At 59.5% G+C, this 24,625-nt stretch carries 28 protein-coding genes and 1 tRNA gene; 4 read left to right on the plus strand and 25 right to left on the minus strand.

Annotation, left to right across the window (positions count from 1 at the left end; genetic code table 11):
• Positions 1-3: 3 nt before the first annotated feature.
• The 3 genes from AC1M7R_RS05220 to AC1M7R_RS05230 are packed head-to-tail and all read right to left on the minus strand — an operon-like array spanning position 4 to position 3,036.
• Positions 4-885 (minus strand): TauD/TfdA family dioxygenase, encoded by an 882-nt coding sequence (locus tag AC1M7R_RS05220; protein WP_072395097.1) that lies wholly within the window; start codon positions 883-885, stop codon positions 4-6.
• Complete coding sequence (locus AC1M7R_RS05225) at positions 860-2,422, minus strand: AMP-binding protein (RefSeq protein WP_072395099.1); 1,563 nt, start codon at positions 2,420-2,422, stop codon at positions 860-862. The genes AC1M7R_RS05220 and AC1M7R_RS05225 overlap by 26 nt, the downstream gene beginning before the upstream one ends.
• Positions 2,419-3,036, minus strand: a complete 618-nt coding sequence (locus AC1M7R_RS05230; protein ID WP_072395101.1) for a thermostable hemolysin — start codon at positions 3,034-3,036, stop codon at positions 2,419-2,421. Before AC1M7R_RS05230 ends, AC1M7R_RS05225 begins: the two co-directional genes overlap by 4 nt.
• Positions 3,037-3,207: 171 nt before the next feature.
• Here AC1M7R_RS05230 and AC1M7R_RS05235 point away from each other — a divergent pair, with 171 nt between their 5' ends.
• Complete coding sequence (locus AC1M7R_RS05235) at positions 3,208-4,143, plus strand: LysR family transcriptional regulator (RefSeq protein WP_072431878.1); 936 nt, start codon at positions 3,208-3,210, stop codon at positions 4,141-4,143.
• Positions 4,144-4,262: 119 nt separating this feature from the next.
• On the opposite strand, the gene AC1M7R_RS05240 is transcribed toward AC1M7R_RS05235, so the two are convergent.
• From AC1M7R_RS05240 to AC1M7R_RS05325, 18 genes are all read right to left on the minus strand, one after another.
• Positions 4,263-4,338 (minus strand) — tRNA-Lys (locus AC1M7R_RS05240).
• Positions 4,339-4,401: 63 nt separating this feature from the next.
• Entirely contained in the window at positions 4,402-5,094 is a 693-nt protein-coding gene (queC, locus tag AC1M7R_RS05245) for a 7-cyano-7-deazaguanine synthase QueC (protein ID WP_072431879.1), read from the minus strand.
• Position 5,095: 1 nt separating this feature from the next.
• Positions 5,096-5,743, minus strand: coding sequence for a 7-carboxy-7-deazaguanine synthase QueE (gene queE, locus AC1M7R_RS05250; RefSeq protein WP_072395115.1), 648 nt, complete (start codon positions 5,741-5,743; stop codon positions 5,096-5,098).
• A 162-nt stretch (positions 5,744-5,905) separates the two neighbouring features.
• Positions 5,906-6,736: a tol-pal system protein YbgF gene (gene ybgF, locus AC1M7R_RS05255; RefSeq protein ID WP_072395116.1), complete on the minus strand. Its 831-nt coding sequence runs from the start codon at positions 6,734-6,736 to the stop codon at positions 5,906-5,908.
• Between the two features lie 6 nt (positions 6,737-6,742).
• Entirely contained in the window at positions 6,743-7,240 is a 498-nt protein-coding gene (gene pal / locus AC1M7R_RS05260) for a peptidoglycan-associated lipoprotein Pal (protein ID WP_072395117.1), read from the minus strand.
• 52 nt (positions 7,241-7,292) lie between these two features.
• Positions 7,293-8,594 (minus strand): Tol-Pal system beta propeller repeat protein TolB, encoded by a 1,302-nt coding sequence (gene tolB, locus AC1M7R_RS05265; protein WP_072395119.1) that lies wholly within the window; start codon positions 8,592-8,594, stop codon positions 7,293-7,295.
• Positions 8,591-9,652, minus strand: coding sequence for a cell envelope integrity protein TolA (gene tolA, locus AC1M7R_RS05270; protein WP_490610276.1), 1,062 nt, complete (start codon positions 9,650-9,652; stop codon positions 8,591-8,593). Before tolA ends, tolB begins: the two co-directional genes overlap by 4 nt.
• Entirely contained in the window at positions 9,652-10,104 is a 453-nt protein-coding gene (gene tolR, locus AC1M7R_RS05275) for a protein TolR (RefSeq protein ID WP_161796096.1), read from the minus strand. The genes tolA and tolR overlap by 1 nt, the downstream gene beginning before the upstream one ends.
• Positions 10,105-10,127: 23 nt before the next feature.
• Positions 10,128-10,823 (minus strand): protein TolQ, encoded by a 696-nt coding sequence (gene tolQ / locus AC1M7R_RS05280; protein WP_072395123.1) that lies wholly within the window; start codon positions 10,821-10,823, stop codon positions 10,128-10,130.
• Positions 10,813-11,280: a tol-pal system-associated acyl-CoA thioesterase gene (gene ybgC / locus AC1M7R_RS05285; protein WP_072395125.1), complete on the minus strand. Its 468-nt coding sequence runs from the start codon at positions 11,278-11,280 to the stop codon at positions 10,813-10,815. The genes tolQ and ybgC overlap by 11 nt, the downstream gene beginning before the upstream one ends.
• A gap of 128 nt (positions 11,281-11,408) precedes the next feature.
• Entirely contained in the window at positions 11,409-12,470 is a 1,062-nt protein-coding gene (gene ruvB, locus AC1M7R_RS05290) for a Holliday junction branch migration DNA helicase RuvB (RefSeq protein ID WP_072395127.1), read from the minus strand.
• A complete protein-coding gene (gene ruvA, locus AC1M7R_RS05295) occupies positions 12,471-13,079 on the minus strand; it encodes a Holliday junction branch migration protein RuvA (protein ID WP_072395144.1) in 609 nt (202 codons plus the stop codon).
• A gap of 113 nt (positions 13,080-13,192) precedes the next feature.
• Positions 13,193-13,717, minus strand: coding sequence for a crossover junction endodeoxyribonuclease RuvC (ruvC, locus tag AC1M7R_RS05300; protein WP_024776477.1), 525 nt, complete (start codon positions 13,715-13,717; stop codon positions 13,193-13,195).
• 152 nt (positions 13,718-13,869) lie between these two features.
• The gene (locus AC1M7R_RS05305; protein ID WP_072395148.1) at positions 13,870-14,616 is read right to left on the minus strand and encodes a YebC/PmpR family DNA-binding transcriptional regulator; all 747 of its coding nucleotides are present in this window, start codon (positions 14,614-14,616) and stop codon (positions 13,870-13,872) included.
• Between the two features lie 120 nt (positions 14,617-14,736).
• Positions 14,737-16,512 carry an aspartate--tRNA ligase gene (aspS, locus tag AC1M7R_RS05310; RefSeq protein ID WP_072395150.1) on the minus strand — a complete coding sequence of 592 codons (1,776 nt, stop codon included), beginning with the start codon at positions 16,510-16,512 and terminating at the stop codon, positions 14,737-14,739.
• Positions 16,513-16,587: 75 nt separating this feature from the next.
• Complete coding sequence (locus tag AC1M7R_RS05315; RefSeq protein WP_042728755.1) at positions 16,588-16,809, minus strand: FmdB family zinc ribbon protein; 222 nt, start codon at positions 16,807-16,809, stop codon at positions 16,588-16,590.
• A gap of 174 nt (positions 16,810-16,983) precedes the next feature.
• Entirely contained in the window at positions 16,984-17,355 is a 372-nt protein-coding gene (locus AC1M7R_RS05320; RefSeq protein WP_072395152.1) for a ribbon-helix-helix domain-containing protein, read from the minus strand.
• A gap of 276 nt (positions 17,356-17,631) precedes the next feature.
• Positions 17,632-18,105: a Dps family protein gene (locus tag AC1M7R_RS05325; RefSeq protein WP_024776472.1), complete on the minus strand. Its 474-nt coding sequence runs from the start codon at positions 18,103-18,105 to the stop codon at positions 17,632-17,634.
• Between the two features lie 377 nt (positions 18,106-18,482).
• Here AC1M7R_RS05325 and AC1M7R_RS05330 point away from each other — a divergent pair, with 377 nt between their 5' ends.
• Positions 18,483-19,091, plus strand: a complete 609-nt coding sequence (locus AC1M7R_RS05330) for a cold-shock protein (protein WP_072431881.1) — start codon at positions 18,483-18,485, stop codon at positions 19,089-19,091.
• 73 nt (positions 19,092-19,164) lie between these two features.
• Here the strand turns inward: AC1M7R_RS05330 and AC1M7R_RS05335 are convergent, their stop codons facing one another.
• Together AC1M7R_RS05335 and AC1M7R_RS05340 are read right to left on the minus strand one after the other, a co-directional pair.
• Positions 19,165-19,371, minus strand: coding sequence for a SlyX family protein (locus AC1M7R_RS05335; RefSeq protein ID WP_053146960.1), 207 nt, complete (start codon positions 19,369-19,371; stop codon positions 19,165-19,167).
• Between the two features lie 3 nt (positions 19,372-19,374).
• Positions 19,375-19,800, minus strand: a complete 426-nt coding sequence (locus AC1M7R_RS05340; protein WP_072431895.1) for an HIT domain-containing protein — start codon at positions 19,798-19,800, stop codon at positions 19,375-19,377.
• 878 nt (positions 19,801-20,678) lie between these two features.
• Here AC1M7R_RS05340 and AC1M7R_RS05345 point away from each other — a divergent pair.
• Positions 20,679-22,007, plus strand: coding sequence for an OprD family porin (locus AC1M7R_RS05345; protein WP_072395156.1), 1,329 nt, complete (start codon positions 20,679-20,681; stop codon positions 22,005-22,007).
• 140 nt (positions 22,008-22,147) lie between these two features.
• On the opposite strand, the gene AC1M7R_RS05350 is transcribed toward AC1M7R_RS05345, so the two are convergent.
• Positions 22,148-22,990 (minus strand): mechanosensitive ion channel family protein, encoded by an 843-nt coding sequence (locus AC1M7R_RS05350; RefSeq protein WP_072395158.1) that lies wholly within the window; start codon positions 22,988-22,990, stop codon positions 22,148-22,150.
• Positions 22,991-23,061: 71 nt separating this feature from the next.
• On the minus strand, positions 23,062-23,547 hold the full coding sequence (locus AC1M7R_RS05355) for a YajQ family cyclic di-GMP-binding protein (RefSeq protein ID WP_072395160.1): 486 nt from the start codon (positions 23,545-23,547) through the stop codon (positions 23,062-23,064).
• A 142-nt stretch (positions 23,548-23,689) separates the two neighbouring features.
• Here AC1M7R_RS05355 and AC1M7R_RS05360 point away from each other — a divergent pair, with 142 nt between their 5' ends.
• Entirely contained in the window at positions 23,690-24,607 is a 918-nt protein-coding gene (locus AC1M7R_RS05360) for a putative 2-dehydropantoate 2-reductase (RefSeq protein WP_072395162.1), read from the plus strand.
• Positions 24,608-24,625: the final 18 nt, after the last annotated feature.

The raw sequence follows: 24,625 nt of genomic DNA on the forward strand, positions 1-24,625 counted from the left end.
CTCTCAGCGATAGCTCAGGGCGTTGAAAATGCGCCGACGGTCGTCGACGATGGTTTCACGGCCGTGCATGACCCGACGGTTATCGATCATCACCACGTCATGGTCGCGCCAGCCCACCGCAACGGTGTACTGGGCCGATACTTCGGCGATCTCGGCCAGGAACTGGGCTGGAATCGCCTGCCCGCTCACCGTGTCGATCACCGGCGCTTCGTAATTGAACGACGGTCCCAGGATGCTGTTGGCAAAGGCCGGGCGCTGGCTGAAGGCGGAAGTGAGGATCGCCGAGGTGCTGAAGGCGTAGTGGATCGAATCGTCGGAGGGGTTGAAGGAAATCAGGGTTTGCGGATCATCGCCGATGATCTGCAGCAGATCATCGATGACCACGGCCGCCGGGTCCGACAAGGTCGGCGAGTAATGGCAGACCAGACGGCGCCACTTTTCCCCCGCCACGGTGCGGCTGTAGCGAATCGGGTTTTCTTCGAAAAAGCTGCGGCAGGCCGGGGACAGTTTCGCCAGTACCTTCTCACCGTCGCATATCGTGGTTTGCGAGCCCTTGCGCGGCGCTTCCTGGCAATAGAACCAGGTCATGTCCGGCCAGAACGGCGAGTTGCCATTTTCGCAGTGCAGCCCTACAGCCTGGCGCCCGGCATCCACCAACTGTGCCGCACCGCCAACCATGACCCGGGCCGGATCCAGGCTCAAACGGGAGCTGTTGCGCTTGACGTAGGCGCTGAAGTCCTCGGCGCTGTGGATGCAGTTGCGAAACAGCACGACACCGTAGTGCCCCAGCAGCTCGTACAGCTCAGCCTTGCCCAGGCTGGCGAAGTGATGGGCGTCGACGATGGAGACGTCCGGGTTTTCAAAGTGAAAGGCAGGTGTGCTCATTGGATGCGTTCCCTTGCAGAGTGGAAAAAACAGTGGCGATATCGGCGCGTTTCGGCCGGCCGGTAACGGTGTAGAGCTGCTCGATCAGCGGATCGTCCTTGGTCAACAACCAGAGCCGGTTCGGCCGCTCGATATCGGAAAAGCGCCCGCTCGACCAGGCCACCAGCTCATCGCTGGGCGGTGCCGACTCGACGCACAACAACGCCACCAGACCGTGCTGCTCGTCGAAAAACACTGCGGCATCGTGCACGCCCGGGTATTTGCGGTACTCCAGCTCGACCTGTTCAGGGCTGACGTTGCGGCCGTTGGGCAGGCAGATCACGTTCTTCTTGCGTCCGTGTACATAGAGATAGCCGTCTTCGTCGAGCATCCCCAGGTCACCGGTGTCCATCCAGCCGTCGCCAGACATGGAGCATGCGCTGGGGTCGGTCCCCGAATAACCGCTGAACAGCGAGCTGCTCTTGACCTCGATGGTCTGGTCGGCGCCGATGCGCACCTGGACATGGGGAAGCGGCTTGCCGACGCTGCCCAGGCGCTGCTGTTCGCGGGTGTTCACACTGACCACCGAAGCGTTCTCGGACAGCCCATAGCCCTGGTACACCTCGATACCCTGCTCGGCCAGGTCGCGCAGTGCATCGATGCTCACCGCCGCGCCACCGCAGGTGATATGTGCACCGGACTTGAGGTAACGCCCCAGCCGCTCGCCCGGCTCGCCGCCGTCGTTCAGTTGCTCGAGGAAACGATTGACCATGACCGGCGGCACCGTCAGGGCCGTTGGCTGGACTTGCAGGATCCAGTCGACCAGACGTTGTGGCGAAGCGCCGGGTTCGCCGAGCAATGCTTCGCTCGGGGGCAGGAAATGCACGGTTCCACCGGCCAGCAGCGGCAGGTAGGCGGCGGTGACCTGTTCAAGCAGCAGACTCAGCGGCACCAGCGATAGGTAACGACGATGGGCACCGACCGGCATGCGCTCGCGCAGCGACGCCAGTACCGCACCGACAGCCTGGGTGCTCAAGCGCACGCCTTTAGGCCGGCTGGTGGTGCCCGACGTATGAATGATCTTGCAGATCCAGTCGCGATCACCCTCCGGCGCATGCAGCAATGGCTGCTCGATCACCGGCTCGTTCAGGCGCCGCAGGCGGCTGTCGGGAAAATTCAGCTTCCAGCGTTGCGCCAATGTCCGCTGCCCGGCAGCGTCCACCAGAAAGCCGTCACAGCGCTCGGCCAGGTGTTCAGCCTGGGATTGACTGAACGCCAGGGGCAGCGGCAGCGCGGTGATCCCGGCGAACAGACAGGCCAGGTCGGCTACCAGCCAATCGCTGCTGTTACGGGTCGCGATCCCCAATACCACGTGGTCGCCATGGGCCGGGCTGGCGAAGCGCAGTTGCAGCTCAGCCGCCAGGTTCAGCGCCCGGTGCTCCAGCTCGCCATAGGTCAGTTCCACCCGTTCGGTGGCCGACGTCCAGTCGACCGCGCAAATGGCCTGGGGATCGCTGTGCAACGCCTGCTTCAATTGATCGATGAATCCGCCACTCATGGTTGCGCCCTCGCCAGGGAATCGCTGGGCAGTTGAGTGAACGAGGTATTGAGGGTCATGGCCGCGAAACGGGAACGCTTCGGATCGACCCGGATGAAACCGGTCACCGGCAGCTTGGAATAATAGGTTCCCCAGTTCTTGCCGCCGTCGTCGGCCAGACGGTTGGGATCTGCGGTCAGCAACGGCTCGAAATCGATCTGGCAACTTTCCATCATTTGCCGAACGCGGGGCGTAACCGTGCACAACAGGTAATGCCCACCCATGCACCAGGACAACAGCGGAATCATATTAACGAGAATCATTCCTGCCGTAAGGTGATGGGAAATCAGGTTACCGATCTCGACAATATTCGAACGCTCGATCGTTTTTTCGAAACGCTCGGACAGGATTTCATCGATCGGTTGTGTCAGGTATTGCTCGGAAAACAGAATGCGGTGGTCCGCAAACGTAATACCGGCACATGCAAGAATGCGATCAGCCTGATCCTGAGTGACCGCAAAGTATTGTGGGTTCGGTTCAACGGATGCCGAATAAGAACTTCGAAACTTCTCTTTTACTACTTCAGTGGCTTGCACCCATAACGGTGTTTGAGTTTCAGCGACACGTATTTGCATTTCGTCCTCCTCCGTCCTTGTGCAGGATTTCTAAAAAAAGCGAGGCGAGCATATTTAAGAAAATTCCTACAAGCCATTTAAAAAATAAATTGCTTCCGCTAATATATAAATAAATGCCTTTGTCATAAAAACAAAGCACGCTAGCCCATGGATTGTGTCGAGAAGGACCTTATGCTCAATAGCAATTTGCTTAGAAAGCTGGACATGCAGGACTTGATGGTGTTCGTCGCGGTGTATGAGCAGAGCAGCGTTACCGAAGTCTCCGAAGCCCTGTGTGTCAGCCAGTCCACCGTGAGTTACTGCCTGAAGAAGCTGCGTACCAGCTTCGAAGATGAGTTGTTCATTAATACCCGTAGTGGCATGCGGCCAACAAACAAAGCCAATGCCATGTACAGCCATATCGTCAAGATTCTGCAGACGATAAATACCTGCCACTCAGGCCTGCAAACCTTCGACCCCATGCAGAATGAAATAACTTTCAATATTTGTGCGCCGGAATACTTCGAGTTATTGATTCTACCCAAACTGGTCAAGCGTTTTATTGGCAGCCACTTTCCCATAATTATCAATATAACGAAATTCCATAAAGATATTCCCGCCGAGGAACTAATGGATGGTCGTTTCGATCTGGTCGTTTGTTTCGGCCCCAACTTTCATCGCGGTGCCAAGGGGCTGCGCTCGCAAGTATTACTGGAAGATGAACTGGTCTGCGTGATCGATAAGAATTTTGACTTCCCGCAGGAGGCGTTCAGCCTGGAAGCGTTCGTCGCTTGCCAACACGTCTTTCCGACGCCCTGGACCTCCGACACCAACATGATCGATGGCTGGCTCGCCCGACAGGGCTATAGCCGACAGATCGTCGCTCGGGCCAACAGCTATGTGGCGGCGTTGAACATGATCACCGGGACCGAATTCGTACTGACCCTGCCCCGACGCATCCAGGCCCTGACCTGCGACGAAGACAGGTTCAGCCATCGCAAGGCACCGACCGGCTTGCCGAATTTCACGCTGGATATGATGTGGAGCGAGAAACCAGGCCAGGACAGCGCCAACGTCTGGTTTCGCGAGCAGATCGTGAAAATCTGCGCAGAGGATGGCCTGCTCTGATTCCAGCCCGGAGCCGCGGTTCGTCTCGCGGCTCCGGGCCAGTGAGTTTTCTACAGGCAAAAAAAAATCCGGAAATCCTCACTTTCGTGGGCCTTCCAGACTTTTAAAACTGCTGAATATGGTGGGTCGTGTAGGATTCGAACCTACGACCAATTGGTTAAAAGCCAACTGCTCTACCAACTGAGCTAACGACCCGCTTCGTGGTGGCGCGTATAATACTGATTTCTAAGGACTATTCAACACCTAATTTGAAAAAAATCAAAAATAAGGGGTTGGATCGCTCACGCCCGCCGCTGCGAAGCCTTCGGCGCGCAAGCGGCAGCTGTCGCATTTACCACAGGCACGGCCCTGATCGTCCGCCTGATAGCAGGAAACGGTCAGTCCATAATCCACGCCCAGCTTCACACCTGCCTGGACAATTTGCGCCTTGCTCAGATTTTGCAGTGGCGCCTGGATGCGAAAGCCCTGGCCTTCCACACCGGCTTTGGTCGCCAGGTTGGCCATGCGCTCAAAAGCCTCGACGAATTCCGGGCGGCAATCCGGGTATCCGGAATAATCCACCGCGTTGACGCCGATGAAAATGTCCCGCGCCCCCAGCACTTCAGCCCAACCCAACGCCAGCGACAGGAATACCGTGTTGCGTGCAGGTACGTACGTCACCGGTATGCCTTCGCTCGGGGCTTCAGGGACATCGATAGAACTGTCGGTCAACGCCGAGCCGCCAATGCCGTTGAGGTTCAGGCCGATCACCTTGTGTTCCACCACGCCCAGATCACGGGCTACCCGCTCGGCGGCTAGCAGTTCAGCACGATGCCGCTGACCGTAGTCGAAGCTCATGGTATAGCAACGGTAGCCTTCGGCGCGGGCCATCGCCACGACCGTTGCCGAATCCAGGCCGCCGGACAACAGGATGACCGCACGTTTTTCCACTGTGTTCGATTGCTCTGTCATATCAGCGCCCCGGCTCGTCGTTCCAAAGATATTTATGCAGCTGCAATTGCAGGCGCACCGGCAGGTTATCTGCCACTACCCAATCCGCCAGATCGCGAGCGTTCAAGTCGTGATGGCTGGGGGAAAACAATACCTCCCCCGCTCGCTGGTCGAGCCCGTACTGAATGAGCTTGGACACAGCCCAGTCGTAATCCTCACGCGAGCAGATCACGAACTTGACCTGATCGTTGCGTGTCAGCAGCTCGATGTTTTCGTAACGGTTGCGATGCGCCTCCTTGGAGCCTGGGGTTTTCAGGTCCAGGACGCGACTGACCCGCGTATCGACCGCCGAGATATCCAAAGCGCCGCTGGTTTCCAGCGAGACCTCGTAACCGGCATCACACAGCCGTTTGATCAAGGGAATGGCATTGGGTTGCGCCAGCGGCTCGCCGCCCGTAACGCAGACATAGCGCGGACGATAACCGGCCACTTGCTCAAGGATATCGTCGAGGGTTCGCAGAGTGCCGCCGCTGAAAGCGTAGGCACTGTCGCAGTATTGGCAGCGCAACGGACAACCGGTGAGCCGCACGAATACAGTGGGCAGCCCGGCCGTTCGCGTTTCACCCTGCAACGAGTAAAAAACTTCGGTGATTCTCAATGTGTCTTGCATAGTCGCCACGGGCGTAACAGCTAAACAGGCCGTCCGCCTCCGTCAGGCACTTCAAGGAACCCCGCCAACGCGCGGGCCCCAAAAAGCGTGTTTCATGAAAAGGGCGTGAATTCTAACGAAAAAACCCGCGACAGGCGCGGGTTTCTTCAAAAGCTGGCAGGTCTACATCCGCTGCAAGTCACGCTGAGCCAACTGAGCGGCGGATGTGCCCGGGTACTGGGCCACCACCTGTTGCAGGATCCCCTTGACCTTGTCGGTATGGCCGAGGCGACGCTCAACATCAGCAAGCTTGTATAGCGAATCCGGGACCTTGGCATGCTTTGGGTACAACTGGGAGACCTTGGCGAACGCCTGTCCGGCGCCTTGCAGGTCACCCTTTGCCAGGTTCACTTCACCCAGCCAGTACTGGGCGTTGCCCGCGTATTGGCTGTTGGGGTATTTGCGCAGGAAAGCGCCGAAGGCCTGGCTGGCCTTGTCGAAATCCTTGGCCTTGATCAGGTCGAAGGCAGCGTCGTAATAGAGCTTTTCCTTCGCCGGATCAGCCGGCTCACCGCCGGCGGCAGGTGCTGGAGCGGTTGCCCCCGCGCCTGCAGCTGCACCGGGGGCATTCAAGTCGCCACCGGCTGGAGAATTCTCAGGAGTCGCGGCAGGTGCAACACCGGTTCCTATGCGCCGATCAAGATCCTGGTAACGTTCCAGGTTTTCCTGCTTCATGCGCGATACTTCGTTTTGCAGCACTTCAATCGCGCCTTGCTGGCGTGATATCTGATCCTGCATTTGCTGCAGTTGGTTGAACAGCTCGCCCTGTGCCGAGACAGGGGCCGAAACCCCTCCCCCGGCATAGGCGCCGTTCGTACCGTAACCCGCAGGCGGATAACTGCTCCCGCTATTGTTATAGCCGGAATCGTTATCGACCACAGGAACCGCAGCCCACGCCGCAAGCGGCGCGAGGCTGAGAGCCAGAACAGTTACAGCACGACGGCACGTTCGCATGACGAATTACTTACGCAGTTCGACGCGACGGTTTTGAGCCCAGGACTGCTCGTCGTTGCCGGTAGCAACTGGACGCTCTTCGCCGTAGGAAACCAGTTCCAGCTGAGCTGGGGAAACACCTTGCAGTACCAGGTAGCGCTGAACGGCTTTCGCACGACGCTCGCCCAGAGCCATGTTGTACTCACGAGTACCACGTTCGTCGGTGTTGCCTTCCAGGGTAACGCGGTTGCCGTTGGCTTTCAGGTCCTTGGCGTGAACGTCCAGAGCGCGCATGGCTTCTGGCTTCAGGTCCGAGCTGTCGTATTCGAAGTAGAAGGTGGTGATTGCGCGCAGAGCAGCTTCTTCGCTCAGGGAGCCGTCAACTGCACCAGTGTTTGCGCCGTAACCAGCGTTTGGATCAACAGCACCTTCACCGGCGTTGTCGCCGCCTTTGGACGAGCAACCTACAGCTACAGCCATGGCCAGAGCCAGCGCAGCAAATTTACCAAACTTCAGCATTTCCATCGTGAAACTCCTAATGAACCCCAGTGTGTTAAGTAAAACGTATTGCGCCGCGTCAGTTCAGGTAAGGGGACCAGGACGGTTCTCTGACTTCGCCTTGAGCGGTAGGAAGCGGGAGCCTCACGCGTCCGTTAATGGACACGAGCATCAGGACTCCCCGGCCCTGCTGGCGGGTGGCGTAGATTACCATGGTGCCGTTGGGCGCAACAGTAGGCGACTCGTCCAGAGTGCTATCAGTGAGGATTTTTACGCTACCGCGCTGCAAATCCTGAGCCGCCACCTTGAAATTGGTGAAGCCATCCTGGCGATGGATCATCACCAGGGTCTTTTCATCCGCCGACAGTTTAGGGTTGGCGTTGTAGTTACCCACGAACGTCACGCGTTCTGCACCGCCGCCACCGGCGCTGGTCTTGTAGATCTGTGGCTTGCCGCCGCGGTCGGAGGTGAAGTAGATGGTCGAACCATCCTTGCCCCAGAACGGCTCGGTATTGATGCCCGGGCCACTGGTGACGCGGGAGATCGATCGCGAAGCCAGGTTCATCACGTAGATGTCCGGGTTGCCGTCCTTGGACAGCACGAACGCCAGGCGGCTGCCATCCGGCGACCAGGCCGGCGCCCCGTTCAGGCCTTCGAAATTGGTGATCTGCTCACGACGACCGGTGTCGATGTGCTGGACGAAGATGCGCGGACGCTTCTGCTCGAACGACACATAGGCGATGCGCTTGCCATCGGGCGCGAAACGCGGAGACAGGATCGGCTCGCGCGATTGCAGCAGGGTCACGGCGCGAGCGCCATCGTAGTCGGAACGCTGCAGGGTGTAGCGGGTGTTCTTCTCGGAAAAGCGCTCGGCCGTCACGTAGAGCATGCGGGTAGAGAACGCACCCTTGATGCCGGTGAGTTTCTCGAACGACTGATCGGAGATGTAGTGCGCCATGTCGCGCAGTTGATCGACACTGCCCGACACGCTGCCGGTCAGCACTTGCTGCTCGGTGGCGACGTTGAACAGGGCGTACTGCACTTGCAGTCGGCCACCGGCCGGCACAATGCTGCCAACCATGATGTACTGGGCGCCCAGGGCCTTCCAGTCACGGTAGATGACTTCGCTGGCCTGGGTCGGCAGGCTGATCATGTTCTGTTTCGGAATCGGCGCGTAGTAACCCGAGTTACGCAGGTCATTGCCGATGATTTCCGCCATGTCGTCTGGCAGGACGCTACCGCCCTGCCAGCCGAACGGTACGACGGCGATCGGGGTGGCCCGATCGCTGCCGCTGGTGACCAGAATGTTCTTTTCCTCTGCCACCGCTATCCCTGCCAGGCAGCAGATAACGACAAGCATTCCTCGAAGAAGGTTTCTCACAAGGCTAGATCCTCAGGTGTGAATGTCATCTTGAATGAACGATACGGAGCGAAATCGCTCGGCTTCATTCCTTGCATTTCCGTCAATCGTCCAATGTTCTTGACCGCTGCAACCGCCGAAGCATCGAAAGGCCCGTCACCGCTGGACTTGGCCACGCTGACCGAGGCCACCGTGCCATCAGGCAACATGCCAATCTGCAATACCACCGTCATGCCTTGACGCGCCGAAGGTGGACGAGCCCAGCCTTCCGCCGCCCGGGCACGAATCAGATCATCGAAACTGCCGGCGACTTCATCGCCCTGCTCATCGGCCAAGGCCTGCTGGCGCTCCGGCGTGTCGGAAAGCAAATCTGCCAGGGCCTGGGCCTTTTTCTCTTCGGCGGATTTACGCGCTGCGTCCTGGGCCTTTTTCTTGGCGGCGTCGGCGGCGGCTTTCTTCTTCGCGTCTTCGGCGATTTTCTTTTTCGCCTCTTCAGCTTCAGCTTTCTTCTTGGCGTCTTCGGCCGCTTTCTTCTTCGCGTCCTCGACGATCTTCTTCTTCGCCTCTTCAGCGGCCGCTTTCTTGGCCTCTTCTTCCGCGGCTTTCTTGGCTTCTTCTTCGGCTTTCTTCTTGGCTATATCAGCCAATTGTTTCTCTTCTGCCTTCTTGGCCTCGGCGGCTTTCTTCGCCTCGTAGGCTTTCCTGGCCTCGTCAGCTTTCTTGGCCTCGTCGGCCTTCTTCGCTTCTTCGGCCTTTTGAGCAGCTTCCTCTTTCTTTTGTTCCGCGGCCCTTATCGCTTCCTGCTCGACCTTTTTCTGCTCCATCTGCTCGACTTCGGTCTGGCGCGCGGCAGACTTCTTCGCCTCGCCGGCAATCTTCTGGTTGGTCTGCGTGGTGGCCTGGCTCTTGGACTTGAGCTGGTACAGGGTCGCCTGCACGATCGGCTTGGCCGGCGGCAGCTCCGGGGTCATGGAGAAACTGACGAACAGCATGCCGAACACCAGCACATGCAGGCCAATCGCCCAGACGCTGGGCCAGAAGTAGCTTTCCGAGGCGGATGGCTCTCGCTGTTGCTGCATCAGGGCGCCTCAGTGATTAAGCCAACATTACCGACTCCGGCTTTCTGCAGACCACCCATGGCGCCCATCACGGCACCATAGTCGACGGTCTTGTCGCCGCGAATGAAGACCTGGGTACGCTTGCCGGCATCGTTGCCGACGCGAATGATCTTGGTCACCGCATCGGTCATCTGCGGCAAGGTCATGGCCCGGTCCTGCTGCTTCTCGGTGTCGACTTCGCTGCCAAGGTTCCAGTAGTAGGTCTTGTCAGCCTTGATCGAAATGGTCAGCACCTGGGTGTTGTTGTCCTGCGGCAAGGCTTCGCTGGAAACCTTGGGCAGATCGACCTTCACCCCCTGGTTGAGCATCGGCGCGGTCACCATGAAGATGACCAGCAGCACCAGCATCACGTCGATGTAGGGCACCACGTTCATCTCGGCGACCGGCTTGCGCTTGTTTCGGGCTCGAGCGATTAAAGCCATTGGGAAATACCTGCTTATTCTTCGCTGGTGTGCACTTTACGGTGCAGGATCGCCTGGAACTCATCGGCGAACGTGTAGTAACGGCTGGTCAGCGTTTCGCTGCGGGCAGCGAAGCGGTTGTAGGCGATAACGGCGGGGATGGCCGCGAACAGGCCAATGGCCGTGGCGATCAGCGCTTCGGCGATACCCGGGGCTACGGTGGCCAGGGTCGCCTGCTGGGCGGTGGCCAGGCCGCGGAAGGAGTTCATGATCCCCCACACGGTACCGAACAGGCCGATGTACGGGCTGACCGAGCCGACGGTGGCCAGGAACGGCAGGCCCTGCTCGAGCTTCTCTTCCTCACGGGAAATGGCGACGCGCATGGCACGGGCCACACCTTCCATCACCGCTTCAGGGTCGACGCCAGGCTGCTGGCGCAGGCGGGAGAATTCCTTGAAACCGGCGCGGAAGATCTGCTCGACGCCCGAGTCAGGGTCCGGGTTGCTGCCGGCCTGGCGATAGAGCTTGGACAGGTCGATGCCGGACCAGAAGCGCTCTTCGAAGCTCTCCAGGGCACGGCGACCGGCGCGCAGCATGTTGCTACGCTGAAATATCATGATCCATGAAGTCACCGATGCGGCTACCAGGGTCAGCATTACCAACTGCACTACAACGCTGGCATTGCTGACCAGGCTCCACATGGAGGAATGGTCGACGACGTTAGCTTCCACGCTTTATCTCCTGCTCTGAGTGTGTACCCGCGCCGCTCACGCCGGCAAAGGCCGCGCGTAGAGCTTCGGGAATGGCCCGGGGTTTCAAACTATGGGTGCGCACACAGGCCACCAAAAACTGCCCTTCGCAGAGCAGCGCGTTATCCGTTGCCCGCCTCACCTGCTGCTTGAAGCGCAGGCTGGCACGGTTCAATTCGATGACATCGGCACTTACCAGAAGCTCGTCGTCCAGTCGCGCCGGCGCGTGGTAGCGCGCTTCGCTGGAATGCACGACGAATAACAGGTCCTCCCCTGCCAGCGCGGATTGGGCGAAACCCAGTTCCCGCAGCCGTTCGGTTCGAGCCCGTTCCATAAACTTGAGGTAATTGACGTAGTAGACGATGCCGCCGGCATCGGTGTCCTCGTAATAAACGCGACAGCGATGTGCGAACGACTCCAGCCCGTTTTGCGCGCGCATACTCTAGTGCTTACTCCTCAGGTTGCCAATCCGGCCAGGCAACTGTTTTTTCATTCTCGAGTGCATTGACGCTCCGGGCGTTGTCTGGGACAGCACGAACCGGAAAAAAGTCGCCGCAAAGAGGTCGGTCAATCGTCCACGGCATCGAGGAATTCGTCTACCACTGGCATCTCCCCCATTCGTGTCGGAATGTTTAAGCCAAAGTGCAGATAGGCATGCCGCGTCACCACGCGCCCGCGAGGGGTGCGCATGATATAGCCTTGCTGGATCAGGTAAGGCTCCAGCACATCTTCGATGGTATGGCGCTCTTCGCTGATGGCCGCCGCCAGGCTGTCCACGCCCACCGGCCCGCCATCGAACTTCTCGATCATGGTCAGCAGCAGACGGCGGTCCTGATGGTCGAAGCCACGCTCGTCGATGTCCAGCAGGTTCAACGCCAGGTCGGCAATCGGCTTGGTAATGTGCCCCTTGGCCCGGACCTCGGCGAAGTCCCGGACCCGGCGCAGCAGGCGGTTGGCGATACGCGGCGTGCCCCGGGCCCGACGGGCCACTTCGTAGGCACCCTCCGGATCCAGCGGCAGCCCGAGGATACCTGCCGAGCGACTGACGATCGTCGCCAGGTCCGCGTTGCTGTAGAACTCCAGGCGCTGGACAATGCCGAACCGGTCGCGCAAGGGATTGGTCAGCATGCCGGCGCGGGTGGTGGCCCCCACCAGGGTGAACGGTGGCAGGTCCAGCTTGATGGAGCGCGCCGCCGGCCCTTCGCCGATCATGATGTCCAGCTGGAAATCCTCCATGGCCGGGTATAGCACCTCCTCGACGATGGGCGACAGCCGATGGATCTCGTCGATGAACAGCACGTCATGAGGCTCGAGGTTGGTCAACAGCGCCGCCAGGTCTCCCGGCCGCTCAAGAACCGGCCCCGACGTGCTTTTGATCGACACGCCCATTTCCTGGGCGATGATGTTGGCCAGGGTGGTCTTGCCCAGCCCCGGCGGCCCGAAGATCAAGGTGTGGTCCAGGGACTCGCTGCGCCCGCGGGCGGCCTGGATGAACAACTCCATCTGCTCGCGCACGGTCGGTTGGCCGATGTAGTCGGCCAGGCTGACCGGGCGAATCGCACGGTCCTGGATTTCCTCGCGGTCACGGGGCGCGCCCGTGGCGGCGATCAGACGATCGGCTTCAATCACTTAAATCATTCCCTTCAGGGCACGGCGGATCATATCTTCGGTGCTCAGGCCTTTTTCCTTGATGGCGGAAATCGCCTTGCTGGCTTCCTGCGGCTTGTAGCCCAGGGAGATCAGCGCCGTGACCGCATCGTTTTCGGCGCTGGCCGCCGGCATCGGCGCGTCCGGCTGGTTCGGCACCAGGGCGAACATGGCCGGCACCGTTTCCCAGGCCTTGAACCGGTCCTTGAGCTCGACCAGCAGGCGTTCGGCGGTTTTCTTGCCCACGCCTGGCACCTTGGTCAGTGCGGAAGTGTCCTGGGACTGCACGCAACGAATCAGCTCGTCGACTTCCAGGCTCGACATCAAGGCCAGGGCCAGTTTCGGACCGACGCCATTGAGGCGGATCAACTCGCGGAAGAAATCCCGCTCGCGCTTGCCGACAAAGCCATAGAGTAACTGCGCGTCCTCGCGCACGACCAAATGGGTATGCAATGTCAGGGGCTCGCCGACCGACGGCAAGCGATACAGCGTGGTCATGGGCACTTCCAGCTCATAGCCCAGGCCATTTACATCCAGAATCAGGTGCGGTGGCTGTTTTTCAGCCAGGGTGCCGCGCAAGCGTCCAATCACGTTTCAGATCCTTGGGCGTTGGCCAGCCGCTGGCTGGCAGGTAACAACCGGGGCATGAGGCCGACGACACAGGCACTCGATGCTCAGGCTCATGAATGATTGCGCAGATGCTATCAGAGACGCAGGCGGCCGCCACGACTGCGTGCGGTTCCCAGCCCATGAGGCAAGAGACTGGAACGGGTATGGGCATGACAGATGGCTATGGCCAGGGCATCGGAGGCGTCGATCTGCGGCTTGCTGACCAACTTCAGCAAATGCATCACCATCATCTGCACCTGCTCCTTGTTCGCCGCCCCCGTTCCGACCACGGCCTGCTTGACCTGGGTCGCCGTGTATTCGGCGATCTCCAGGCTTTCCTCGGCCCCGGCAACGATCGCCGCGCCCCGGGCCTGTCCCAGCTTCAATGCAGAATCGGCATTGCGCGCCATGAACACCTTTTCGATCCCCATGGTGACCGGGCCGTAGGTCTGGATGACCTCGCGCACCCCGCGATAAACGATCTGCAGACGCTCATGCAGCTCGCCCGCCCCGGTACGGATGCAGCCGGAAGCCACATACACGCAGCCACGCCCGGTGTCGCGAACCACACCGTAGCCGGTGATACGCGAACCAGGGTCGATACCAAGGATTAAAGTCATAACGCCTGCGGTTCGAAGAGAATTTGACCAGACCTATGGGAGCGAGCTTGCTCGCGATGGCGTCGGGTCAGCAAGCACAGTGCTGACTGAAGTATCGCTATCGCGAGCAAGCTCGCTCCCACATCGGCATTCGTGCAGTTAAAAGGAAGCCATCAGCCCAGCTGTTCAGCCACCGACTCCGGAATGTCGGCGTTGGAGTAGACGTTCTGCACGTCATCCAGGTCTTCGAGCATGTCGATCAGCTTGAGGACTTTCTCGGCGCCCTCCAGGTCGAGCTCGGCGCTGGTGGTCGGTTGCATGACGATTTCCGCGTCGGCTGGCTTGAAACCGGCAGCCTCCAAGGCGTTGCGCACCGCGTAGAAGCTGGAGAACGACGTGAACACGTCGAACGAGCCGTCATCATGGCCGACCACGTCGTCGGCATCGGCTTCCAGCGCCGCCTCCGTCAGGGCGTCCTCATCGAGCCCCGGCGCAAAGCTGATCTGGCCCTTGCGCTCGAACAGATAGGCCACCGAACCATCGGTTCCCAGGTTGCCACCGCACTTGCTGAAGGCGTGGCGCACGGCAGCGGCGGTACGATTGCGGTTGTCGGTCATGCACTCGACCATCACCGCCACGCCGCCCGGACCGTAACCTTCATAGGTCAGCTCTTCGACGTTATCGGCCTCGGTCGCACCGGCGCCGCGGGCGATCGCCCGATCGATGATGTCGCGGCTCATGTTCGCACCCAGTGCCTTGTCCAGGGCCAGGCGCAAACGCGGGTTGGAACCTGGATCACCGCCACCCTGGCGGGCCGCGACCGTCAGTTCACGGATCCACTTGGTGAAGATCTTGCCTCTCTTGGCATCCTGACGTTCTTTGCGGTGCTTGATGTTCGCCCACTTGGAATGACCTGCCATAACTCGCTCCGGTTTCTCTCTTGAAACATCGCCCGCCCTGCACGGATGCAGCCGCCGGCAATCAGAAATATCGACACCAACGAAAAGGCGCATCCGAAGATGCGCCCTCAGGTGCCAGCCTTACTCAGCCTTTGGCTGTTCGCGCAGACGGATATGCAGTTCGCGCAGAGCCTTGGCATCCACTTCCCCAGGCGCCTGGGTCATGACGTCGGCCGCGCTCTGGGTTTTCGGGAACGCGATCACTTCACGGATCGACTGGGCGCCGGTCATCAGCATCACCAGGCGATCCAGGCCGAAAGCCAGGCCGCCATGGGGTGGTGCACCATACTTCAGGGCGTCCAGCAGGAAGCCGAACTTCTCTTCCTGTTCCGCTTCGTCGATGCCCAGCAGGCGGAAGACCGACTGCTGCATTTCCTTGCGATGGATACGGATGGAACCGCCACCCAGTTCAGTGCCGTTGAGCACCATGTCATAGGCACGGGACAGCGCGGTCGCCGGGCTGGCTTCCAGCTCCTGCGGCGTGCACTTGGGTGCGGTGAACGGGTGGTGCAGCGCGGTGAAGCTGCCGTCATCGTTCTCCTCGAACATCGGGAAGTCGACCACCCACATCGGCGCCCACTCACAGGTAAGCAGTTCCAGGTCGTGACCTACCTTGATCCGCAGCGCGCCCAGGGCCTCGCTGACGATCTTGGCCTTGTCGGCACCAAAGAACACGATGTCGCCATCGACCGCGCCGACGCGATCGAGGATCACGTTCAGGTTGGCTTCGGGGATGTTCTTGACGATCGGCGACTGCAGGCCCTCGACGCCTTTGGCGCGCTCGTTGACCTTGATATACGCCAGGCCCTTGGCACCGTAGATGCCGACGAACTTGGTGTAGTCATCGATCTTGCTGCGCGGCATGCTCGCCCCGCCCGGTACGCGCAAGGCGGCTACGCGGCTCTTCGGATCGTTGGCCGGGCCACTGAAGACCTTGAACTCCACTTCCTTGAGCTGGTCGGCAACGTCCACCAGTTCCAGCGGGATACGCAGGTCCGGCTTGTCGGAGCCATAGCGGCGCATGGCCTCTTCGAAGGTCATGTGCGGGAACTCACCGAATTCCAGGCCCAGCACTTCCTTGAACAGGTTGCGGATCATGCCCTCGGTCAGGCCCATGATGTCTTTTTCGTCGAGGAAGCTGGTCTCGATGTCGATCTGAGTGAACTCAGGCTGACGATCGGCACGCAGGTCTTCGTCGCGGAAGCATTTGGCGATCTGATAGTAACGGTCGAACCCGGCCACCATCAGCAGTTGCTTGAACAGCTGTGGCGATTGCGGCAAGGCGAAGAAGCTACCGGGGTGGGTACGGCTCGGCACCAGGTAGTCGCGAGCGCCCTCGGGGGTGGCACGGGTCAGGATCGGCGTCTCGACGTCGATGAAGCCGTTCTCGTCCAGGTAGCGACGGATGCTGGTGGTCATGCGCGAACGCAGACGCAGCTTCTCGGCCATCTCGGGACGACGCAGGTCGATGAAGCGATAGCGCAGACGGGTTTCTTCGCCCACATCGGAGTATTCGTTGAGCGGGAACGGCGGGGTTTCCGCTTCGTTGAGCACTTCCAGCTCATAGCCCAGCACTTCGATCATGCCAGACGCCATGTTGGCGTTGCCGGCGCCAGCCGGACGCAGGCGCACCTTGCCGGTGATCTTGACGACGTACTCACTGCGCACGCGGTCGGCCGTGGCGAAGGTTTCAGCGCGGTCCGGGTCGAACACTACCTGGGCCAGGCCTTCACGATCACGGATATCGAGGAAAATCACCCCGCCATGGTCACGGCGACGATGGACCCATCCGCAAAGAGTAACTTCCTGACCTTCCAGGCTTTCGTTCAGTTGGCCGCAATAATGGCTGCGCATCATGGTAGTGGTTTCACTTCTCGTAATTCGACATTCGGTTGGGGCCCCTGCCCGTGCAGGAACCCGCGCGTATTCAACTCAGTCAGCTTTGTCGCCACCGGCCAGGTTCTTCTTGGCGCCGGTCTTGAAGTCGGTTTCATACCAGCCTGTGCCACCAAGGCGGAATCCCGGCATGGACAGCATCTTTTTCAGTTCCGGCGCCTGGCAGGCAGGGCAGTCGACCAGCGGTGCCTCGCTGATCTTTTGAATGACTTCCATCTGATGACCACAGGAAGCACATTGATAGTCGTACATCGGCATGGGAGGTTGTCTCGGCGATCAGGTTACTCACGCAAAAGCTGGGCTTTGCGGCAAAGAGCGGGATTATATCCATTAAATGCTGCCTGTGCAGCCGTAGGGACCGTTCCCGACTCGTTTTCCCGGAAAGGGCAAACGAATCGGGAACACCCCGGGAGCATCCACCTGCGGTCCCGCTCAATCACCGCCACGCGGCGTACCACGCCAGTGGCGTTCCACAACTTCCATGCCGGCCTCCTTCAGGCTATGCACCACGCAGACCACACGCACCAGCCCGCTGAAGTTGCGCACCCCGCCATGGCGCAGGTGCACCTCCCTGTCCACATGGGACAACAGGGTGCTGATGGAACAATTGTTGAGCTGCGCCATGTCGCCGAGGATGTCCCAGTAGACCTGTTCCAGCCGCAGGCAGGTGGCGAACCCGTTCAGGCGGATGGAGCGGGACAGGGGCCGGGCCAACTGCATGTCGAACCCACTGACGAACGGGTCCACGGGGATGACCTGATAGCGCCCCTGCGCACCCTCCCTGGCTTCTTTTCCTTGAATCATACCGTTGACACTCCTTTGCCATACGAACCTCTCAGTCAGGACAACCAATCTGTGGCCCCATGGAAGCTCAACGGGGGTGCCCAGATCCAGATGACTTTATGACCATCAACGTAGGACAAGCCAACAGCAAGCCGGCGACGAATTACGCCGTCCTACACACGATGGGTTATCCCAGAGGAAGCCTGCGGACTGATCGAAAAGGCCGATACAAAGAGCAGCAACGGTAACCCCAAACGGACGGCGATGTCGGGCAACACATCACCGCCCGCCCCGGCCTTACCGTTCGTCCAGCAGTGAACGCAGCATCCAGGCGGTTTTTTCGTGCACCTGCATGCGCTGGGTCAGCAGATCGGCGGTGGGCTCGTCGCTGACCTTGTCCAGCAGCGGGAAAATACCACGCGCCGTGCGTGTCACCGCCTCCTGGCCATCCACCAGTTGCCGGATCATGTCCTCGGCACTGGGCACACCCTCTTCCTCCTTGATGGAGGACAGGCGCGCATACACCGAGTAGGCACCCGGCGCGGGAAAGCCAAGGGCACGGATGCGCTCGGCGATCAGATCCACCGCCAGCGCCAGCTCGTTGTACTGCTCCTCGAACATCAGGTGCAGGGTCCGGAACATGGGACCGGTGACATTCCAGTGGAAATTGTGGGTCTTGAGGTACAACACATAGGTGTCCGACAGCAGACGTGACAGCCCATCGACGATGGACTTGCGATCTTCTTCACTGATACCGATATCTATTGCCATGTTGGTGGGTCTCCTGACGGTGTTGAATTCAACGGCGGTCCTTTCACTCTAGCGGGTGTTACCGCTCGCACCCTGCGACAAATCGCCTGCACTCCCTGAACTGACAAGGCAGGGCGCCAGGAAATTCAACGCCCTTTGGTGAAGACCTTCAAGGACCCGCCCGGTTTTCCCGCCGACGAACAGCGCGGCACTCGCCCGTAACCCGTTTGAGAAGGCCCGGGCTTTACTGTTAAATAGACAGTGTGTCGCTACGCTTATTTTCCGGGCGTGGCGCATAGGCTGATTCGAGTACGTGTCCAACGCCTCTCATCGTTCCGAAGCGAACCGTCCTCGAGCAGCTCTTCCTTGTGATCTGTCTTAACCGTGAGCCAATCAAAATGTTGAAAATCGTCCACTTGCTAATGGGCGCAGCTGCCCTGCTGCTGTCCTTCATCCCTAGCCTGGGTTCCGAAGCCACACCTTACCTGCAACATCCCGATGCGCTGTACCTGGCCTTTTTCGGCCTGCTCAACCTGATCCTCGCGCCTGTCATCCCTTACTGGCACAAAGGTCCACGTCATCAACTGCAAAACCTGGTCAGCGCACTGCTGGTCCTGGCCGTTGCCCTGCAAACCCTCAGCCTGCTGGCTCCCCTGCCGGAAATCGCCGGTCATCCGGCCGTTCTGTTCAGCCTGACCGCTGCGCTGCTCGCCGTAGCCCTGCACCTGGCCGTCAGCTTCTACAACAAGAAGTCCTCGCCGGCCGCGGCACCGCAGAACTACGACATGTCCAACCGTGATACCGGCACGGTGAAATGGTTCAACACCTCCAAGGGGTTCGGCTTCATCTCCCGCGACTCCGGCGATGATATCTTCGTGCACTTCCGAGCCATTCGTGGCGAAGGCCACCGTGTACTGGTCGAAGGCCAGCGGGTGGAGTTCTCCGTGATGCACCGCGACAAGGGCCTGCAGGCCGAAGATGTGATCGCAGCGCTACCGCGCCGCTGACTTCAGCGTAAAAAAACCGCGATGCAGCCAGGCTGCTGCTCGCGGTTTTTTTATGGCCTGCCGTACGGGCGTATCAATAGTGGGGAGGCGGCGCCTCTTCTTCGACGGACTCGAATTGCCCGGCCATTTCCTCCTGTCGCTTGAGCAAGGCCGCCATTTGCAACTGCAGCCGCTCGACCACCCGCTGCTGCTCCACCAACACATCGTTCAATGCCTGGATGGTGTCATCCTGAAACGCCAGGCGCGTTTCCAGATCGGTCACACGCTCTTCAAGATTCATGGTTCAGCCCTCCATAAACTTGAAATCATCGGTCAAGGCTACCCGCAAGCGCTCACGAATAGCCATTACCTGTTCTGCAGTATAGGGCCGGGCCGGGTGTTTGCCCCAGACCGGTGCCGGCCAGGCCGCATCGTCCTGTTTGCGCACGATGACATGCATATGCAATTGACTGACGACATTACCCAGGGTCGCGACATTCAGTTTATCGGCATCAAAGCAATCCTTGAGGACCTCAGCCAGCATCGTGGTCTCTTTCCATAACCGATGTTGATCCGTGTCATCCAACTGAAACAATTCACTGATATTTTCCCGTCGCGGCACGAGGATGAACCACGGGTAATTCGAATCGTTGGACAAGAGCAGCCGACACAGTGGGAAATCGCCAATGGGCAACGTGTCTTGTTGCAGTCGTGGATCTAAGGCAAACACTGCGGTACTCCTCGTTCGTGATGAAAACAGCCGGTTCAAGCCATCCAGGGGCATGACTCGGACATAGACCGGCAGCATACTCGCGAATGACTGAACGTTCACGGCGTGACATCCATAGTTGGACGCCCACGTCTTTTTTCAGAGCAGATCGACCCCGAGCCGGAACTGTTCGCACCAACACAGCGCACCCGAATACAGAAACGGGCAGGAGGAGCGCGTCGGAAAACGGCGGTAGATCAGGCCCCAGTGTTTTTCTCGAAGTTTTTTGCACCAAAACCGCACAATGCGTCTACGCTCAGAGCACGTAACATCCGGGATTTACTCACTCGACAGGGTGAACCGGTAACGTTTTTGGTTGTCTCGCGGCATTTCCATGCTTCAAACACGAGAGCGCCCCGACAGTCAACCCTATTTAAAACAAGGCCTTTGGAGCCCGGTTTCATGAGGTTTCACCGCACCCGAAGGCAGAATGTGAAAAAAACGTGAACGAAAATTCGAATTTGTGCATGCTTGTTGCATTCATTCTGACATCGCCTACAGGGCACCGCCGGACGCGAAACCTGCAGGCCTATAAATAAAGTGGCAAGGTTGCCCTCAGGGAGCTTCAGGCGCAGTAATAAAGGACTCTTTACACCGACGCTGAAAAAAAATAAGCAGCATTCAAGTTGCAAGTCCGATTGCGTCGGAACAGCCTCATTGCGACATGGATCGAGCCATTGGCGACATGGTCGTAAAGAAGCTGCAAGGTTGAATGGGCAAGTATCGCCAATAGGGTCAGCGTGATATAAGTTTGCGCCGACACAAAAAAGAAAGAGCCGCCCAGATAAAAAAACAGGTGGGACGGCAGTACTCTTCTAAAACCAAAGGAGCAAATCACGATGCGCGTGATGAAGTGGAGCATGATCGCACTGGCCGTTGCTGCAGCAGCCAGTACACAAATGGCTACGGCCGCACCGTTCGTAAGTGACCAGGCTGAAGCCAAGGGCTTTGTTGAAGACGCCAAGCTCGATTTACTGCTGCGCAACTATTACTTCAACCGCGATCGGAAAGATGGTGCAACCGATCAGAAAGACTGGACCCAAGGTATCTGGGGCAACTTCAGCTCCGGTTACACCCAGGGTACTGTAGGTGTCGGCGTTGATGCGTTCGGTTACCTGGCACTCAAGCTGGACGGCGGCGACGGTACTGGCGGCACAGGCAACATGAGCCGCGACGCCGATGGCGAAGTCAACGACAGCCAAGGTAAAGCCGGCGCGGCCATCAAGTTCCGTGTTTCCAAAACCGAGCTGAAAGTCGGCGACATGCAGCCAAGCACTGCTCCAGTGTTTGCAATTGGCGGCTCCCGCGTCCTGCCTCAAACTGCCAGCGGTTTCCAACTGCAGAGCAGCGAAGTCAAGAATCTTGACCTCGAAGCCGGTCACTTCTATTCGGGCACCAGCCAGGACCGTAACGCTCGCGACGGCGGCCTGTGGGCGACCTACGCCGGCGTCGAAGCCAACACCATCGACTACGCTGGTGGCAAATACGCGTTCACTGACAACCTGAGCGCATCGGTCTACGGCGCCAAGCTGGAAGACATCTGGAACCAGTACTACGGTAACCTGAACTACACCATTCCAATGGGTGGCGATCAGTCCCTGAACCTGGACGGTAACATCTACCGCACCACCGACGCAGGTAGCGCCAAAGCCGGCGACATCAGCAACACCGCCTTCTCCCTGGCTGCTGCTTACTCGTTCCTGAAAGCACACACCGTTACGGTCGCCTTCCAGAAGATCAACGGTGATACTCCGTTCGACTACATCGGCGTGGGTACCAACAACCGCGGCGGCGACTCGATCTTCCTCGCCAACTCCATCCAGTACTCCGACTTCAACGGTCCTAACGAGAAATCTGCCCAGATCCGTTACGACCTGAAGATGGCCGAGTACGGCGTTCCTGGTCTGAGCTTCATGACCCGTTACGTGAAAGGCTGGGACATCGACGGCACCAACACTCCAACTGGCAGCGCCTACGCTGGTCTGTATGGCGAAGACGGCAAGCACAACGAAACCAACCTGGAAGCCAAGTACGTTGTTCAGTCTGGCCCAGCCAAGGATCTCTCCTTCCGCGTTCGTCAAGCCTGGCACCACGCCAACGCCGACGAAGGTGAAGGCGATATCAAAGAGTTCCGCCTGATCGTCGACTACCCGATTTCGGTTCTGTAATTGCCGAAAGTCTGTTCGCGGTAATCAAAAAAGAGGCCCATCTTCGGATGGGCCTTTTTTATTGCTTATATCCAGGGCACTTACCAACGAGTCACTCAAACGGAAGCATCGTTGGCAAGCCAGCCTACCTTCAGGAAAATCTACGCCTGCGCGCCTTCCTGAACCACCCGGATCACCCGCTGTGGGAACGGAATATCGATGCCCGCATCCTTCAGACGATCCCGGGCCTGCTCATTGAGCATGAACATCACGTTCCAGTAGTCCGCGGTCTTGACCCAAATGCGCAACGACACGGTGATGGAACTGTCGCCCAGGGTGGAAATCACCGCTTCAGGCGCCGGATCGCTCAGCACGCGTTCATCCTTGGCCAGCTCCAGCAATACTTCCCGAGCCTTTTGCAGATCAGCCTGGTAGTCCACGCCGACATCGAACACGACCTTGCGGGTCGGCTGACGGTTGGTGTTGGTGATGATGCCGTTAGACAGGTTGCCGTTGGGCACAATCACCGTCTTGTTGTCACCGGTACGCAGCACGGTGTGGAAGATCTGGATGCTGTCGACCGTACCGGCGACGCCCTGGGCCTCGATCCAGTCGCCAATGCGAAACGGACGGAACAGCAGGATCAGCACGCCACCGGCGAAGTTCGCCAGGCTGCCCTGCAATGCCAGGCCAATCGCCAGGCTCGCGGCACCGATGGCGGCGACGAACGAGGTGGTCTCCACACCGATCATCGAAGCGACGCTGATGGCCAGCAGTATCTTCAGGATGATGTTCGCCAGGGTACTGATGAACCCCTGCAGTGCCAGGTCAGCATTACGCAGGGCCAGCAGCGCACCGAGTTTCTGCGTGACCTTGTTGATCAGCCACCAGCCTATGGCCAGGGTCACGATCGCCAGCAGCACGCGGCTGCCGTACTCCATGATCATCGGAATCCAGGCCTGGGAAGCCTTGATCAAGTGGTCCACTTCTGCGTTCAAGTCCATCGTGTTCTCCTTTTTCCCGTTCGTGGCGAGGGGGCAAGCGCCCTCGCCACCGTCATGCGAACAACCTGATATCAGTCGCGGAAGTTGTTGAATTGCAGCGGCATGTCGAATGACTTGGCGCGCAGGGCCGCGATGGCTTCCTGCAAGTCGTCACGCTTCTTGCCGGTCACGCGCACCTGCTCGCCCTGGATGGCGGCCTGCACCTTGAGCTTGGCGTCCTTGATATGGGCGACAATCTTCTTCGCCAGCTCCTTGTCGATGCCTTCCTTGAGCACGGCCTCCTGCTTCATCAGCTTGCCCGAAGCGTAGGCGTCCTTGACCTCCAGGCACTGCACATCGATCTTGCGCTTGACCAGCGCAAGCTTGAGGATCTCGATCATCGCCTCGAGCTGGAAGTCGGCTTCGGCGGTAAGGTTGACGGTCAGTTCCTTTTCCTTGAACTCGAAGCTGCCCTTGCCCTTGAGGTCATAACGACGGTCGAGTTCCTTGACGGCATTTTCAACCGCGTTGGTGACTTCATGTTTGTCGAGTTCGGATACCACGTCGAATGACGGCATGTAGTGTTCTCCAATAAAAAAGACGCGCCAGTAACGAAGGCGCGCGCTTGGCTTGTGGTTAAAATCGCGCTCATTATAACGAGTCTTTCCACCCCATACCGCGAGCCCCCAAGATGCCTGCGCCAAACCGAGTGAAAAACTGATGTCCACCACCTGGCATGTCCTGGGAGCCGGCAGTCTCGGCACATTATGGGCGACGCGCCTGGCCCGGGCCGGCCTGCCGGTGCGACTGATCCTGCGCAACGAAGAACGGTTGCAGGCATACCAGGCTGCCGGCGGCCTGACGCTGGTGGAGCAGGGCCATTCGCAGTGCTACAAGGTGGCGGGCGAAACGGCGGACAGTCCCGAACCGATCAAACGCCTGTTGCTGGCCTGCAAGGCCTATGACGCAGAGGCGGCCGTGGCCTCGGTGGCCCGGCGCCTCGGCGCCGACTCGGAGCTGATCCTGCTGCAGAACGGCCTCGGTAGCCAGGATGCGGTGGCGAACCGCGTTCCCCAGGCCCGCTGCATCAGCGCCTCCAGCACCGAGGGCGCCTTTCGCGACGGCGATTGGCGCGTGGTGTTCGCCGGTCACGGCTATACGTGGCTGGGCGACCCCGCCCACCCCGTGGCGCCGATCTGGCTGGATGACCTGAGCGCCGCCGGCATTCCCCACGAATGGAGCGCCGACATCCTCACCCGGCTCTGGCGCAAACTGGCGCTCAACTGTGCGATCAACCCGCTCACCGTACTGCATCAATGCAGCAATGGCGGCTTGCAGGACCATCGCTGCGAAGTCGCGACCCTGTGCGCGGAACTCACCGATCTGCTCGAACGCTGCGGACAGCCGACCGCTGCCGAGGATCTGCATTCGGAAGTCGAACGGGTGATCCAGGCCACCGCCGCCAACTACTCCTCCATGCACCAGGACGTAGCCCATCGGCGTCGCACCGAAATCAGCTACCTGCTCGGCCATGCCTGCAAGGTCGCCCAACGCCATGAGCTGGCAGTCCCGCACCTGGAGCAACTGCGCCAGCGGCTGATCGCTTACCTGGACAACCTCGGATTGCCCAGCGACTGAGCAGCGGCTACGCTGGCC

The organism is Pseudomonas sp. MS01C9, assembly GCF_058202755.1.

Bases quoted from the DNA above. Each gene is read 5' to 3' on its own strand.
- AC1M7R_RS05220 (WP_072395097.1), bottom strand. From the start codon at position 885: ATGAGCACACCTGCCTTTCACTTTGAAAACCCGGACGTCTCCATCGTC.
- AC1M7R_RS05225 (WP_072395099.1), bottom strand. From the start codon at position 2,422: ATGAGTGGCGGATTCATCGATCAATTGAAGCAGGCGTTGCACAGCGAT.
- AC1M7R_RS05230 (WP_072395101.1), bottom strand. From the start codon at position 3,036: ATGCAAATACGTGTCGCTGAAACTCAAACACCGTTATGGGTGCAAGCC.
- AC1M7R_RS05235 (WP_072431878.1), top strand. From the start codon at position 3,208: ATGCTCAATAGCAATTTGCTTAGAAAGCTGGACATGCAGGACTTGATG.
- queC (WP_072431879.1), bottom strand. From the start codon at position 5,094: ATGACAGAGCAATCGAACACAGTGGAAAAACGTGCGGTCATCCTGTTG.
- queE (WP_072395115.1), bottom strand. From the start codon at position 5,743: ATGCAAGACACATTGAGAATCACCGAAGTTTTTTACTCGTTGCAGGGT.
- ybgF (WP_072395116.1), bottom strand. From the start codon at position 6,736: ATGCGAACGTGCCGTCGTGCTGTAACTGTTCTGGCTCTCAGCCTCGCG.
- pal (WP_072395117.1), bottom strand. From the start codon at position 7,240: ATGGAAATGCTGAAGTTTGGTAAATTTGCTGCGCTGGCTCTGGCCATG.
- tolA (WP_490610276.1), bottom strand. From the start codon at position 9,652: ATGCAGCAACAGCGAGAGCCATCCGCCTCGGAAAGCTACTTCTGGCCC.
- ybgC (WP_072395125.1), bottom strand. From the start codon at position 11,280: ATGCGCGCGCAAAACGGGCTGGAGTCGTTCGCACATCGCTGTCGCGTT.
- ruvC (WP_024776477.1), bottom strand. From the start codon at position 13,717: ATGACTTTAATCCTTGGTATCGACCCTGGTTCGCGTATCACCGGCTAC.
- AC1M7R_RS05305 (WP_072395148.1), bottom strand. From the start codon at position 14,616: ATGGCAGGTCATTCCAAGTGGGCGAACATCAAGCACCGCAAAGAACGT.
- aspS (WP_072395150.1), bottom strand. From the start codon at position 16,512: ATGATGCGCAGCCATTATTGCGGCCAACTGAACGAAAGCCTGGAAGGT.
- AC1M7R_RS05315 (WP_042728755.1), bottom strand. From the start codon at position 16,809: ATGCCGATGTACGACTATCAATGTGCTTCCTGTGGTCATCAGATGGAA.
- AC1M7R_RS05320 (WP_072395152.1), bottom strand. From the start codon at position 17,355: ATGATTCAAGGAAAAGAAGCCAGGGAGGGTGCGCAGGGGCGCTATCAG.
- AC1M7R_RS05325 (WP_024776472.1), bottom strand. From the start codon at position 18,105: ATGGCAATAGATATCGGTATCAGTGAAGAAGATCGCAAGTCCATCGTC.
- AC1M7R_RS05330 (WP_072431881.1), top strand. From the start codon at position 18,483: ATGTTGAAAATCGTCCACTTGCTAATGGGCGCAGCTGCCCTGCTGCTG.
- AC1M7R_RS05335 (WP_053146960.1), bottom strand. From the start codon at position 19,371: ATGAATCTTGAAGAGCGTGTGACCGATCTGGAAACGCGCCTGGCGTTT.
- AC1M7R_RS05345 (WP_072395156.1), top strand. From the start codon at position 20,679: ATGCGCGTGATGAAGTGGAGCATGATCGCACTGGCCGTTGCTGCAGCA.
- AC1M7R_RS05350 (WP_072395158.1), bottom strand. From the start codon at position 22,990: ATGGACTTGAACGCAGAAGTGGACCACTTGATCAAGGCTTCCCAGGCC.
- AC1M7R_RS05355 (WP_072395160.1), bottom strand. From the start codon at position 23,547: ATGCCGTCATTCGACGTGGTATCCGAACTCGACAAACATGAAGTCACC.
- AC1M7R_RS05360 (WP_072395162.1), top strand. From the start codon at position 23,690: ATGTCCACCACCTGGCATGTCCTGGGAGCCGGCAGTCTCGGCACATTA.